12 protein-coding genes are annotated in these 13,577 nt (G+C 67.5%); 3 read left to right on the top strand and 9 right to left on the bottom strand.

Translation table 11 applies throughout. From position 1 onward, the window contains the following. Nucleotides 1–268: 268 nt before the first annotated feature. Nucleotides 269–1,129, top strand: a complete 861-nt coding sequence (locus IEY68_RS21035; protein WP_058857018.1) for an alpha/beta fold hydrolase — start codon at nucleotides 269–271, stop codon at nucleotides 1,127–1,129. Further along, complete coding sequence (locus tag IEY68_RS21030) at nucleotides 1,116–1,715, top strand: TetR/AcrR family transcriptional regulator (RefSeq protein ID WP_058857019.1); 600 nt, start codon at nucleotides 1,116–1,118, stop codon at nucleotides 1,713–1,715. Before IEY68_RS21035 ends, IEY68_RS21030 begins: the two co-directional genes overlap by 14 nt. 261 nt (nucleotides 1,716–1,976) lie before the next feature. Here the strand turns inward: IEY68_RS21030 and IEY68_RS21025 are convergent, their stop codons facing one another. Genes IEY68_RS21025 through rplN form a run of 4 tightly spaced genes read right to left on the bottom strand, consistent with a single transcriptional unit; the run spans nucleotide 1,977 to nucleotide 3,418 of the window. Beyond that, entirely contained in the window at nucleotides 1,977–2,162 is a 186-nt protein-coding gene (locus IEY68_RS21025) for a type Z 30S ribosomal protein S14 (RefSeq protein ID WP_014349101.1), read from the bottom strand. 3 nt (nucleotides 2,163–2,165) lie between these two features. Continuing rightward, entirely contained in the window at nucleotides 2,166–2,729 is a 564-nt protein-coding gene (gene rplE, locus IEY68_RS21020) for a 50S ribosomal protein L5 (RefSeq protein ID WP_058857020.1), read from the bottom strand. Between the two features lies 1 nt (nucleotide 2,730). Continuing rightward, nucleotides 2,731–3,048: a 50S ribosomal protein L24 gene (gene rplX / locus IEY68_RS21015; RefSeq protein WP_058857021.1), complete on the bottom strand. Its 318-nt coding sequence runs from the start codon at nucleotides 3,046–3,048 to the stop codon at nucleotides 2,731–2,733. 1 nt (nucleotide 3,049) lies between these two features. Beyond that, a complete protein-coding gene (rplN, locus tag IEY68_RS21010) occupies nucleotides 3,050–3,418 on the bottom strand; it encodes a 50S ribosomal protein L14 (RefSeq protein WP_058857048.1) in 369 nt (122 codons plus the stop codon). 568 nt (nucleotides 3,419–3,986) lie between these two features. Between rplN and IEY68_RS21005 the strand changes: the two genes are divergently transcribed. After that, nucleotides 3,987–6,002: a M13 family metallopeptidase gene (locus tag IEY68_RS21005; RefSeq protein ID WP_058857022.1), complete on the top strand. Its 2,016-nt coding sequence runs from the start codon at nucleotides 3,987–3,989 to the stop codon at nucleotides 6,000–6,002. Between the two features lie 57 nt (nucleotides 6,003–6,059). On the opposite strand, the gene IEY68_RS21000 is transcribed toward IEY68_RS21005, so the two are convergent. From IEY68_RS21000 to nbtC, 5 genes are all read right to left on the bottom strand, one after another. Next, nucleotides 6,060–6,503: a hypothetical protein gene (locus IEY68_RS21000; RefSeq protein WP_156426424.1), complete on the bottom strand. Its 444-nt coding sequence runs from the start codon at nucleotides 6,501–6,503 to the stop codon at nucleotides 6,060–6,062. Nucleotides 6,504–6,608: 105 nt separating this feature from the next. Beyond that, nucleotides 6,609–7,373: an ABC transporter permease gene (locus IEY68_RS20995; RefSeq protein ID WP_058857049.1), complete on the bottom strand. Its 765-nt coding sequence runs from the start codon at nucleotides 7,371–7,373 to the stop codon at nucleotides 6,609–6,611. Continuing rightward, complete coding sequence (locus IEY68_RS20990; RefSeq protein WP_229718895.1) at nucleotides 7,370–8,182, bottom strand: ABC transporter permease; 813 nt, start codon at nucleotides 8,180–8,182, stop codon at nucleotides 7,370–7,372. Before IEY68_RS20990 ends, IEY68_RS20995 begins: the two co-directional genes overlap by 4 nt. Before the next feature lie 50 nt (nucleotides 8,183–8,232). Further along, entirely contained in the window at nucleotides 8,233–9,213 is a 981-nt protein-coding gene (locus IEY68_RS20985) for a daunorubicin/doxorubicin resistance ABC transporter ATP-binding protein DrrA (RefSeq protein WP_058857051.1), read from the bottom strand. 69 nt (nucleotides 9,214–9,282) lie between these two features. Further along, the gene (gene nbtC, locus IEY68_RS20980) at nucleotides 9,283–13,542 is read right to left on the bottom strand and encodes a nocobactin polyketide synthase NbtC (RefSeq protein WP_229718913.1); all 4,260 of its coding nucleotides are present in this window, start codon (nucleotides 13,540–13,542) and stop codon (nucleotides 9,283–9,285) included. Nucleotides 13,543–13,577 lie beyond the last annotated feature (35 nt).

Below are 13,577 nucleotides of genomic sequence, written 5' to 3'. Positions count from 1 at the left end.
CCGCAACGGCTACCGCTTCAGATCCGGCGCCCGATGCCGACCCCGCCCGGATGCACCACTGCCGAGACTTCCGCCGGCCGACCTGCGCAGCCCGGCCGGGATTGCGGCGTTCCCATTCGACACCACCATCCACCCACACAGCGGCCGGGTCGCCCACATGCCCGGAGCCCCGGCGCAGACATCGACCGAGCTCGATCTACCTCGAAGCATAGACATACATTCAGTATGTATGTAACTATCGAGGGGCCGACCGACGAGGAGGACACCGATGAGAAGCGAACTAGGCCCCCGCGCTATCGCGCACCTGAACGACGGCAGCGTCCGCTATGCCGATACCGGCAGCGGACCACCGGTGGTCTTCGTACACGGGCTGCTCGTCAACGCGAACCTGTGGCGGAAGGTGGTCCCACAGGTGGTCGCGGCGGGTTATCGGTGCATCACCCCGGACTGGCCGCTCGGTGCGCATTCGATCCCGGTTCCGGACGCGGACCTCACTCCGACCGGAGTGGCCGACCTCATCGCCGAATTCCTGGAGCACCTCGGACTCAGCGATGTCACGATCGTCGCCAACGACACCGGCGGCGCCATCACACAGGTTCTGCTGACCCGCAAACCGGAGCGTATCGGCCGCGTCGTACTCGCCGCGGTGGACTCCTACGAGAGCTTCCTACCGCAGCCGTTCACCCTGCTGCCACGATTGGCCCGCGTTCCCGGAGCGGTCCGGCTCACGACCGAACTCCTCCGTTCCCGGATGGTGCAGCGGCTACCGCTGGCGCTGGGCCGATTGACCAAGAACCCGATCCCACCCGCGACAGTCGACTCCTTTCTCCGGCCCAGCCGCGAATCGGCCGCGATCCGCGACGATCTGCGTCGTTTCCTGCTGCACGCGCATCGCCGCTACACCCTGGACGCCGCCACCCGATTCGCATCGGTGACCGTACCGGTGCTGGTCGTCTGGGCCGCAGAGGACAAGCTGTTCCCGGTATCGTTCGCCGAACGCCTGGTCCGCGACCTACCCGCTGCCACATTGGACCTCATCGACGATTCCTACACGTTGATACCCGAGGATCAGCCCGAGTTGCTCACCCGGCGAATTCTGGAGTTCACTCGGCTGCATGCCACGCCGTAGCCAGGAGGACCGCTCCCGTACCACCCGGACCTCGCTCGAACAGGCCGGGCGGCGGCTGTTCGCCGAGCAGGGATACACCGGCACCTCCGCGGAGCAACTGGTCACCGCGGCCGGAGTCACCCGAGGTGCCCTGCAACACCATTACGGCGATAAGCGCGGCCTGTTCCTGGCCGTCCTGGAGCGGCTCGAATCAGAGATCACCACCGAGATCGAACACGCCTTGCAGGCACCGGTCACCGATGACATCCTCACCGCGATGGCTTCCGGCCTGAACGCGTTTCTGGAGATCTGCCAGCGACCGGAGATGATCCGCATCGCCCTGTTCGACGCGCCCGCGGTACTCGGCTGGCAGGCGTGGCGCGAACTCGAAGCCCGCCACGGCCTCGGTCTCGTCACCACCGAGCTGCAACGCGCACGCGATACCGGCCTGATCACCGCTACCGCCGTACCGGTCCTGGCACAGCTCATCCTGAGCGCCGTATCCGAGGCCGGCCTCATCGTCGCCCACGCCGACGACAAGGACACCGCCCGCGCACAGGCCCAGCAGTCTCTACTACTCCTCGTCGGCGGTCTGCTTCGTAGCTGATTCGCCTTACCGCGACAGCGACGATCTGCCGCGGTCCGGGCCTCGGCACCGTCCTGTGGAACCACTCCCGAGCGAGACCTGTCCGATGCGGCGATCGAGGTCGATCAACTCCGGGAGCGGCGCACCGGCGGGGAAACCGGGCTGCGTGATCGCTATTTCACGATCACGACACCTACGGAAGCACAGAAGGGACCCGAGCCGCAGCTCGGGTCCCTTCCGCACGCTATGAAGTCCGGGCCGGACGAATCCGGCCGGATCAGCTCACCAGGAGCTCTTGTGCACGCCCGGCAGCTCGCCCCGGTGCGCCATTTCACGCAGGCATACGCGGCACAGGCCGAACTTGCGGTACACCGCGTGCGGCCGGCCGCAACGCTGGCAGCGGGTGTAGGCGCGCACAGCGAACTTCGGCTTGCGGTTGGCCTTGTTGACCAGTGCTTTCTTGGCCATGTCTCAGTTCTCCTTGAACGGGAAGCCGAGGTGCTTCAGCAGGGCACGGCCTTCTTCGTTGTTGGTCGCGGTGGTGACAACGGTGATATCCATACCGCGCGGACGGTCGATCTTGTCCACATCGATCTCGTGGAACATCGACTGCTCGCTCAGGCCGAACGTGTAGTTGCCGTTGCCGTCGAACTGCTTGGGCGACAGACCGCGGAAATCGCGGATACGGGGCAGGGCGATCGAGACCAGCCGGTCCAGGAACTCCCACATCCGGTCGCCACGCAGGGTGACCTTGGCGCCGATCGGCATCCCCTCACGCAGCTTGAACTGCGCGATGGACTTGGTGGCCTTGCGGATCTGCGGCTTCTGACCGGTGATCAGGGCCAGGTCCTCGACCGCGCCGTTGATCAGCTTCGCGTCGCGGGCGGCGTCGCCGACACCCATGTTCACCACGACCTTGACCACGCCGGGGATCTGCATGACGTTCGGGTAGGCGAACTCGGTGTTCAGCGCGTCCTTGATCTCTTCGCGGTAGCGCTGCTTGAGCCGGGGCTGCACCTTCTCGGAGGTGGTCATATCAGATGTCCTTCCCGTTCTTACGGGAGATCCGAACCCGCTTGCCGGTTTCTTCGTCGGTGCGGTAGCCGATCCGGGTCGGGTTACCGTCCGAGTCGACGACCATCACGTTGGAGACGTGGATGGCTGCTTCCTGGGTCACGATGCCGCCCGAGGACGCGCCACGCAGGTTCGCGGAGTCCGCGACGTGCTTCTTGATCCGGTTCACGCCCTCGACCAGGATCCGGTTGTCCTTCGGGAAGGCCTGGATGACCTTGCCCTTGGCGCCCTTGTCCTTACCCGAGACGACGAGCACGGTATCGCCCTTGTGCACCTTCATATCAGAGCACCTCCGGGGCCAGCGAAACGATCTTCATGAACTTCTTGTCGCGCAGCTCGCGCCCGACCGGGCCGAAGATGCGGGTGCCGCGCGGATCGTTGTCCGGCTTGATGAGCACGGCGGCGTTCTCGTCGAAACGGATGTAGGAACCATCCGGACGGCGCCGTTCCTTGGTGGTGCGCACCACGACGGCCTTCACCACGTCACCCCGTTTGACGTTGCCGCCGGGGATGGCTTCTTTCACGGTGGCGACGATGACGTCGCCGATACCGGCATAGCGGCGCGACGAACCACCGAGAACGCGGATGCAGAGAATCTCCTTGGCACCCGTGTTGTCGGCGACGCGCAGCCGCGACTCCTGCTGAATCACTTCAGCCTCCTCGACCTGGACGATAAGCACGCCGGATTGCCGACCCGACGGGCATGGTCTGTCACCACCCGAACGCGCGCCTACCAGCGGTTCTATCCGATCTAGACGATCAACCACCGGGGGTTCACGGCCGAATCGCGGGCACCGGGCCCGCAGGCAACCGATCAAGGATAGCGAATCCGCAGCTAGAACCGAAATCGGGGCTGTGTTTATCGGCGGCACCTTCGGCGCCGCGGGGCGGGCCCGCCTGCGGAGGTGGACCGTCCGGAGTAGACGGAAGATTTGTGCGTGGTGCGCCTCGACCACCTGGATAGGACCACCACACGGGCGGGCTCAGGTCGGCGATCAATGGACGGCCGACCACACACTCGGCCGCCTCGCTCCTTCGTTCCAGAAGCAGGCGGCGCCCCGGCTGTTGATGCCTACGACCCCGGGGCCGGACTGGTCGGTGTCTCCGGGCGCGACTTCAGGATGGGGCGCCGGTAGCCTCATGGGGCCGGTTCGCCTAGAAGAGGTGCGGGTCCCGCATCGGGGAGAGGTTTCGTTGAAATCATCGGATCGTCGGTTCGTGCTCGATCGCCGTGGATTCCTGGTCGCCCTGGGGCTGGCCCCCGCGGCCGCATGGCTGGCCTCGTGTTCCGAGGCGGAAACGAAGAGCCTGGTCTCGGTCGATATGAGCGGCTCCGATTCGGCGATCCGGCCCCAGGACGACCTGTACCGGCACGTCAACGGCACCTGGTTGCGCGAATATCAGCTACCGCCGGACAAGACCTCCTACGGCGCGTTCAGCGAGGCCGGTGAGCGCACCCAGCAGCAATTGCGGGAGATCATCGAGAGCATCAGCGACCCCGAGGACGGGACCGAGGCCCAGCAGATCCGCGACCTCTTCGACGCCCGGATGAACCTGGACGAGATCGAACGGCTCGGCCTGACTCCGCTGGATTCGATGTTCGCCGAGATCGAGGGCGCGAAGGACAAACCGGCCCTGGCCGAGGTGATGGGCCGGCTGCCGATCGGCGGGCTGATCGGTATCGGGGTGAGCATCGACCAGAAGAACTCCTCCGCCTATATCCCCTCGATCGGCCAATCGGGGCTCGGTCTGGACGAGCAGTACTACCGCGACCCGCAGTTCGCCGAAGAACTCGCCGGCTACCGGACCTACCTGGAACGCCTGGCCAAGGGTGCGGATCTGCCCGACCCGGCCGGGATCGCCGGACGGCTGCTGGACCTGGAGACCCGGATCGCCGCCGCCCACTGGGACAACGTCCGCAATCGCGACGCCGAGGCCACCTACAACGTCCTCGAATGGGACAAGGCCACGGCGCTTGCCCCGGAATACGACTGGGTTCCGTGGCTGCGGGGTATCACCGACCGGCCGCAGGATCTGTTCGCGAAGGTGGTGGTGAACCAGCCGTCGTTCGTCACCGAGGCGGGCAAGATCTGGGCCGCGACCGATATCGCGATCTGGCAGGACTATCTGAAGCTCGCAGTGCTCAAGACCTACGCCAACGTCTTGCCCAAGGAAATCTCCGACGCCAATTTCGATTTCAACGGGCGGCTGATGTCGGGGCTGAAGCAGCGCCCGGAACTGTGGAAATCGGCCGTCGGCTCGGTGGACAGCAATCTGAGCGAACAGCTGGGCAAACTGTACGTGGACAAGCATTTCCCGCCCGAGGCCAAGGAACGGGTGCAGGCGATGGTCGACGATCTGATGTCGGCCTACCGGGAGAATTTCACCAACTCCACCTGGATGTCTCCGGAGACCCGCAACGCCTCGATCGAGAAGCTGGACAAAATCGGCGCCAAGCTCGGATATCCCGACAAATGGGTGGACTATTCCGGCCTGAAGGTCACCCGCGGCAAATTGATCGAATCGCTGCGCGCCGTCAACGATTTCGAGGTGAAGCGGTCCTTCGACCGGCTGGGGAAACCGGTGGACAAAGCCGAGTGGAGCGCCTCACCGCAGACGGTGAACGCCTACTACTCCGCCACCAACAACGAGATCGTCTTCCCCGCTGCTTTCCTGCAACCACCGTTCTTCGACAAGGACGCCGAGCTCGCGGTGAACTACGGCGGGGTCGGTGCGGTGATCGGGCACGAGATCGGCCACGGATTCGACGATCAGGGCTCGAAGTTCGACGGTGACGGCAACCAGCGCGACTGGTGGACCCCCGCCGACCGCGACGCCTTCGACGCCAAATCCCAACAGCTCATCGAGCAGTACAACGCACTGGTCCCCGAGGGCCTGTCCCCGGAACAGCATGTGAACGGCGCGCTCACCGTAGGCGAGAACCTGGCCGATCTGCGCGGGCTGCAGATCGCGCTGGCCGCTTACCGGATCGCCGCACAGCGTCAGGGTGTCACGAACCCCGACTTCCACACCATGTTCAATTCCTACGCTCGGATCTGGCGCTCCAAATCGACCCCCGAGGTCACCGAACGACTGCTGGCCGGCGATACCCATTCGCCCGACGAGTTCCGGGTGAATCAGGTGGTCCGTAATATCGCCGAGTTCTACCGGACCTTCGGCGTGGTGGAATCGGACAAGCTCTTCCTGTCGGAAGACCAGCGCATCGAGCTGTGAGGCCCGGGGGGACGGTCCACCCCTCCGTCCTCCGGTTCGGACCCGCGCCTGCCCGGTTCAGGGAATTAGGAGCTCGGCCGAGCCGGGCAAGTGCGGAAGATTCGACGCGACCTCGATGGCGATGCGGCCCCATCCCGGGTGGATGCGCCACGCGGAGCAGATAAAGATATCGCATCCTGGGCTACCGACGGTTTCCCGGATCTGATCGGCTCCACTCGCCCCGGTGTCGAGGTTGCGCCAGCGCACGATCAGGTCGAACGAACACGCGCCGGACAGCGCCGGGATCCCGAACAGGCTGGAAACCGGGGGTACCGAGATCACGGCCGTTCCGGGCTCGGGCCCGGCCGACGCGGTCACTCGCACTTCGCCCACACAGAGGCCGCTGGACAGGGTGCGCAGCGGCGTGGATTCGACCGACTCCGCCTTCGCGGGTGACGCCAGACCGATCGAACCGGCCATCGCGGCACCGATAACGCACAGTAGCAGGGTAATTCGACGCATATCGGCACGCTACGGCGGACTGTCCGCGTCGGGCAGACCCGAGAATCACCGGCACCGGAATTCGGAGGACGCCGTCGCCGAACCCCGGACCTCCCGGATCAGAGATCAGCTCTCGGCCGCCTTCCGGTAACCACGCACGGCGAGTGCCCCGAATACCGCGATCATTCCCACCGCCCAGGCCACGGTCTGTATCAGCGGCGTGGCGACCGGCCCGCCGAGCAGGAACCCGCGCATCGTCTCGATCGCACAGCTCATCGGCTGGCCCCGGACGATGGGTTGCAACCAGCCCGGATAGTTCTCCAGCGGTACGAAACCGGAATTGAAGAACATGCCGACCAGCACCACGATCGCGAATACCTGCACGGCCTGACCACCGGCCCGGCTCACCCCGACCGCGACCACAAGCGGGGTGAATCCGGCGACCACGATCACCGGGACCGCGATCACCCCGAACACCCCGATCCAGCCGTTGTCGAACCGCAGGCCCAGCAGTATCCCGACCACGACCACCAGCAGGGTCGCGACCGTGGCGCGCGCGCATTCGGCGATCAACCGGCCCAGCAGCGCGCTGGCCCGATGCACAGGCAGCACCCAGAACCGGCGGAGCAATCCGCTCTGGCGCTCCCCGAACAGTGATTCCCCGGTGCCCATGGCGCCGTACATGGCGCCCGCGATGGCGATCAACGGTACGAAACCGTAGAGCGGCTCCGCGCCGTCGCTGGTGCCGAGCGTGCGGCTGAGCACCAGTTCGAACATGAGCAGCAACAGGATCGGCAGCACCAGGGTGGTGGACAGCACCTCCTGCTGGCGGCTCCAGCGCCGCAGCAGACGCCCGGTCTCCACCAGCGCCTGATCCAGAAATGTGGTCACCGCCGCTTCCTTTCCGTCCATACCGCCAGAGCAGCGCCCACCACGAGCAGACCCACGACCCAGGCCACGGCGACCGGCAGGCCATCCGGACAGCGTCCGTCGGCGAGCCCGCGCAATGCGTCGGCCACCTGCGATACCGGCTGGTTGCGCACGAACGGCTGGATCCAGCCCGGGAAACCTTCGGCCGGTACGAAACCGGTCGAGACCATGACCAGCAGGAGTTGCGGGACGAACAGCACCGTGGCGCCTACCTGCGGGTTGGCGGTCGCGGTACCGAGCGCGTCGGTGGCCAGCATCATCGCCACCCCGAACCCGAGGACCAGACCCAGGAACACCAGGGCGGGTACCAGGCCGTGGAAGCGGAACCCGAACAGTGACCCGATCACCAGCGCACCGAAGATCGCGGTGATCGCGCGGGCCAGGTTCGCCGAAACCCGGGCGGCGGGCGGCACCCACGGGGCCACCGGCATGGCGCGCAGCCGGGTGCCCATACCTTCGGCGACTTCACGGGCTGCCCGGTCGGCGGCGAACATGGAGCTGAAGAACATCGCGTGCACGACGATCAACGGCAGCAGATACTGCGCGTAGTCGACACCGCCGGCCTCCACGGATTTCCGCAGCGGCACATAGAAACAGACGAAGAAGGTCAGCGGCGCGGCGAAGGCGAGGATCAGATCGCCCTCCCGCACCGCCGCCCGGATCGACCGCTCGCTCAGCGCGGCCCACTGCATACCGGGTGGAACCTGCAAGCTTTCCGACGGGCCCGCCACCGACTCCACCGCGACATTCGTACTGTTCCCATCGGGCACGAGCGAGGACTCTGGGTCACGCTTCGCTACCGCCTCCGACCCCGACTCGCTCATGGCGTGGCCTCTACCGGCTCGGTCTGCGCGGTCCGGGTGGTGAGCCGGATGAAGACCTCGTCCAGCGACGGCCGCCGCAGCGCGATATCGATCAGTTCGATATCGGCCTCGGTCAGCCGGGCCAGCGCGGCGGTCAGGGTCGCGGCACCGTCGGGTGCGGGCAACGAGACCCGGTCCGCGGAGTCGGCGACGGTGCATTCCGACAGCGGCGACAGTGCGGCCACCACGGCGGGTACGTCTGCGGGGTCCACCGGCACGACCTCGCAGTAGCTCGAACCCGAACGGGCCTTGAGCACGTCGGCGGTGCCCTCGGCGATCACCGTGCCCCTGTCGACGACGATGATGTTGTCGCTGAGCGCATCCGCCTCCTCCAGGTATTGAGTGGTGAGCAGGATGGTGACGCCCTGGGCTTTGAGTTCGCGGACCAGCGCCCACAACTGCTGGCGGCTCACCGGGTCCAGGCCGGTGGTGGGTTCGTCGAGGAACACCACCCGGGGCGAACGCACCAGCCCGCACGCGATATCGATACGGCGGCGCATACCGCCGGAGTACTGCCCTACCCGCCGGTCGGCCGCTTCGGTGAGCGAGAAGCGTTCCAGCAATTCACCGGCCCGCTGCCGAGCCGCCTTGCTGCGCAGGCCCAGCAACCGCCCGAACAGCACCAGGTTCTCCCGGCCCGTGAGCATTTCGTCCAGCGCCGCGTACTGGCCGGTGAGCATGATCGATTTCCGTACCTCGGCGGCGTCGCGGACGACGTCGTACCCGGCCACCACCGCCCGGCCCGAATCGGGCCGGATGAGCGTGGACAGCACCGAAACCGTGGTGGTCTTACCCGCCCCGTTGGGGCCGAGCACGCCGAGCACGCTCCCGGCCGGTACGCGGAAGTCGATCCCGCGCAGCGCTTTCACCTCGCCGAACGACTTCACGACGGACTCGACGACTATCGCATCGCCGGAGTCCGCCTGTTTCTCTGACATCGTGTTCTCCATCCTGGGAGTTCCGAGCCGCCGACCCGGCGACTTCTATTCGTTCACATCCGGGGCCGTCTACGCATCGCGTACGGCGGCGAACACACGCTGATCCAGCAGCGCCAGGGGATGATCGTCGTCCGGCAGCACCAGCATCGGCCGCAGACCCGATGCCGCGAGCTGGTCCACCCATTCGTCCTGGGTCAGGAAGATCCGATCGGTGCCGGCCCGCACATCCGTGGCCCCCGCATGCGGCTGCCCGGGCGCGGGCGACATGAGGAAGTGCACCGAGGTCAGCAACTGGCTGTGCGCCACCACCGTCTCGATGAACACCACGGCGCCCCCGGGATTCAGCAGTTCGCGCAGTTCGCGCAGCGTATGCCCGATGTGATGGGCGTTGTGCAGCACGTTGGAGGCGATCACGAGGTCGTAGCGCGGCTGCCGCGCGAGATCGGCGTTCATATCCACGATGGCGAACCGCATCCACGGCCGGTCGGCGAACCGCAGACGCGCCGCGTCGAGGAAGAAGTTCGAGACATCGGTGAAGTGGTATTCGACGGGCAGCTCGGTCAGACCGGCCACGACATCGTCGGTGGTTCCGCCGACACCCGCGCCGAGTTCCAGGATCCGCACCGGCGACCGGTCGCCGCTCAGCCGGGTGACCGTCCCGGCGACGATCTCACGCGCGGCGTGGTTGAGGTAGCGGCTGATCGCGTTCTCGCGATAGGTCGCCTCCGCGGTGAACATGTCCCCGTCCGGGAACAGCAACTCCTGTACCCGCATCCGGTCCTGGACCAGTTCGGTCAGATGTTCGTTGGTGCCGCCGAGGAAGGTGGCGAGCTGGGGCGCGTACCCCAGCTCCGTGCAGGCCTGCACCAGTTCTTTCCTGGCCGGAACGGGTATCTCGCGGACATAGCGGTAGCCGCTGTCCGGATCGCCGGCCAGGGATCCGTGCCGGGTGAGTTCCTGTAGCCACTGCCGCAGCAGCCAGCGGTGCCGCTCGGCGACCTTCAGTCGTTCGGCGATATCCGCGACGGTGTGCACGGCTCGATCTCGCAGGACCGGTTCCAGGGCACGGTGCATGGCGTGCGCACCGAACAGGTCGAGATCGTGCCGGGCGGAGCGCAAGCGCTCGCTGTCCAGCTCCGCGGGCACGACCTGTTCGGCCGCCCAGCGGACCCGTTCACCGAGATCCGCCGTGTCCAGCGGCGCGGACGGCACCGGGCGTGCCTCGGTACGCGGCGCCGTTCGCGCGGAATCGGCACCGGATGCCACCGGTGCCGTCGCGGCCCGCGGCGACCGCAGTGCGGGCCGGTCCCCGACCAGCCGGACCACATCGTCGAGCGAGGCCCCACCGACCAGATCGCCGACCGGCAGTTCGTAGCCGTATTCCTGCTGGACGAGGCGGCGCAGTTCCAGGGCCTGTAGCGAATCCAGACCGAGCGCGACCAGCGACCGGGTGGTATCGATCGACGCGAGATCGTCCTCGCCGAGCACGTGCGCGAACAGCGCCACGATCCGCTGAGCCGGGGAGACCGCGGCAGCAGCGGCCGGTACGACTGCCGAGTCCGGCATCGGATCTGTGCGCATCCCGGCCGCCGGGGTGACCAGACCGGAGAGCAGCGGTCCGTGGCCGAACGCGCCGAACACCGAACGGCCACGGTCCCAATCGAATGCGGTGATCACCGCATTTCCGGCGGGCAAGCTCAGTCCCCGCGCGATGGCGTCGGCCGAACGCATCGGCAGATACCCGACATCGGCCAGTTTCGCGATATCCGAAGCGCCCACACCTTCATGGACCGCCCACTGCCCCCACTGCACCGAAACACAGTCCACGCCCGCGGCGCGCAGCCGGTGGGCGAGGGCGTCCAGCATCCGGTTGGCCGCCGAATAGACGACGGTGCCGCGGCCGCCCAGTGTCGCGGCCAGCGAGGAGCACAGCAGCACCCGGGCGCTCGCGGCCGACGGCAGCGCGTCCAGCACATTCGTGAGACCGCCGACCTTGGCTCGCAGCAGTTCGACGACCTGCGCACGGGAGAGCTCGGCCAGTTCGATGCCCTCGATCCCCGCGTAGTCGGCCGCGGCGTGCAGCACGAAATCGATCGGCACGTCGCCGAACCCGGCGGCCGCGGCCCGTACCGCGACCGGATCACCGACGTCACAGGACAGCACCCGCACATCGGCACCGCTCGCCCGGATGGGCGCCAGTTTCCGCGTCACCTCCGCTGTTTCACCCGACCGGCTGATCAGGGTGATCCGCTGCGTGCCGACGCGAGCGAAATGCGCGCAGAATTCCAGGCCGACCTTGCCGGTGCCACCGGTGATCAGCACATTGCGCGGTACGCCGATCGGATCCGCGGCGGGCTCGGTCTCGGACAGTCGCTTCGCGTAGAGGTTTCCGTCACGGACGGCCAGCTCGGCTTCGTCGGCGGTGTGCAGGGCGCTGAGCACCGCCGCCGCCGTATCCGCGGTCGCCGTGGCGAGGTCCAGATGGCGGAAGGCGATTCCCGGATATTCGGCGCCGACCGACCGGAAACCGGCCGCCGCGGCCGCGGGCACCGGATGCGGCCGGTCGCCGGGAAGTACCGCTTCGCCGCCCACCGTGACCAGCCAATAGTCGGTAACCGCCGGATCGGGCTCGGTCCACCAGGCCCGCGTGCCGAAGAATTCCGCGACCGCTTCGCTCATATCCTGATCCGAGGCCGCGGGCAGCAGGACGACGATCGCATCGATGCCGGCGCGGTCGTCACCGGCATCGGCGGCGACGACCCGGGCGCTCGCGCCGTGGTTCTCCGCCTCGGCGCACAGCGCGTCGGCCAGTTCGGCGCACGTACCGGAGGCGTCCACCAGGCCGATGGCACGCGGCGCCACCAGCTTTCGCCGCGTCAGCCTGGTCCACTGCTCGATCAGCAGCTGAGCCGGGATCACGCGTGCGGTCTCCGGGGTCGCCGCCACCGGCGCCAGGGCCGCCGGAGTCGCGGCGGGCGGCCGGGGTGCCGGTGCGGTGCTCGATCCGAGGGTCAACCACAGCCGCTGCCGGCTCATCCGCATATTCGGGAAATCGAGGAGAGGTGGGCGGGGTACCCCGGTCTCCGTGGCCAGTGCGGACCAGCGGTAGTTCTGGTCGTTCACCGCCAGCGTCGCCAGGTTCCGGGTGAACAGTGTGAGGTCCTCGGCGGTCCGGCTGGAGGTGCCGGTGACCGTCGCGGGCGCCGCCGTGGTGGTCTCGGCCGGTGCCGCCAGGGTTTCCAGGTTCTCCCGGACCGGAAGCTGCAGGGTGGGATGTTCGGCCAGTTCCACGAACGAGTCCGCCCCGGCTTCCACCGCGGCCGCGATCGCCTGATCGAACCGGACGGTGTTGCGCAGGTTCCAGAACCAGTAGTCGTCGAGTGTCACCTCGGTGGGGAACGCCTCGCCCAGAGTGGCACCGAACGCGCCGACCGCGCTGTCCAGGAAATACTGCTCGGTCAACCGGCCGTGCAGTCCCGCCCGCAGATCGGCGCGCAGGCTGTTGACCATGCCGGTGTGCGCTGGGTACCGGACCCGGATGACGCGGCTGAACCGACCCGCCTCGGCGAGAGTATCGACCACCTCGCCCACCACTTCGCGATCCCCCGAGATACCCACCATGCGCGGCGAATTGACCACCGACACCTCGGCCCAGCCGGACCGCCGCGCCAGCAGGGCCTCGGCCTCCTCGCGGTCGGCCTCGACGACCGCCATCGCGTAATCGTCGGGGGCGATCCGGTCGACCGCCTCGGCCCGGGCGCCCACGACCAGCAGCGCGTCCCGGCGACTCATCTTCCCGGCTACGTACGCCGCGGCGATCTCGCCCTGGCTGTGCCCGACCACGGACGCAGGTTCCACACCGGCCGAACGCCACAGCGCGGCCAGCCCCGCCATCTGCAGGAACAGCGCGGGTTGCACGATCCGGGCCGAATCGTCGGCCGCTACGGAGTCATCGAGCAGATAATCCAGTGGCGCGGCACCGAACAGTTCGCCGAACTCGGCGGCACAGCGATCCACTTCGTCGCGGTAGGCGGATGACCCGTCGTAGAAGACCTTCCCCATACCCGGCCGCTGCCCACCCTGCCCGGGGAAGACGAAGGTGTGCTTGCGGGCGACAACGGCACTGCTGCGAATCACCGCGCTGTGCTCACGTCCGGCGGCGACCGCGGCCGACGCGGCGGCCAGGGTCTCCTGGTCCCGCACCAGCACCAAGGCCCGTTGGCGGCGCGGCACCCGGGTGCGCAAGAGCATATCGGCGATTTCGCCCGCGGTGACCGCCGTGTGCTCGTGTGCGTAGGCCAGGATCGCGGCCGCCTCCTCGCGCAGCAGGTCCGGCGTATCCGCCGACAACAGGACCGGGATCG

The organism is Nocardia jinanensis (genome assembly GCF_014645735.1).
GTDB classification, from domain to species: domain Bacteria; phylum Actinomycetota; class Actinomycetes; order Mycobacteriales; family Mycobacteriaceae; genus Nocardia; species Nocardia jinanensis.
The sequence above is the reverse complement of the archived record's forward strand: the minus strand, read 5'-3'. Positions and strand labels throughout refer to the sequence as shown.

What these genes read in the sequence shown, in the direction of transcription:
- IEY68_RS21030 (WP_058857019.1), top strand. Translation starts at nt 1,116, where the DNA reads ATGCCACGCCGTAGCCAGGAGGACCGCTCCCGTACCACCCGGACCTCG.
- rplE (WP_058857020.1), bottom strand. Translation starts at nt 2,729, where the DNA reads ATGACCACCTCCGAGAAGGTGCAGCCCCGGCTCAAGCAGCGCTACCGC.
- IEY68_RS20985 (WP_058857051.1), bottom strand. Translation starts at nt 9,213, where the DNA reads ATGTCAGAGAAACAGGCGGACTCCGGCGATGCGATAGTCGTCGAGTCC.
- rplX (WP_058857021.1), bottom strand. Translation starts at nt 3,048, where the DNA reads ATGAAGGTGCACAAGGGCGATACCGTGCTCGTCGTCTCGGGTAAGGAC.
- IEY68_RS21000 (WP_156426424.1), bottom strand. Translation starts at nt 6,503, where the DNA reads ATGCGTCGAATTACCCTGCTACTGTGCGTTATCGGTGCCGCGATGGCC.
- IEY68_RS21025 (WP_014349101.1), bottom strand. Translation starts at nt 2,162, where the DNA reads ATGGCCAAGAAAGCACTGGTCAACAAGGCCAACCGCAAGCCGAAGTTC.
- IEY68_RS21035 (WP_058857018.1), top strand. Translation starts at nt 269, where the DNA reads ATGAGAAGCGAACTAGGCCCCCGCGCTATCGCGCACCTGAACGACGGC.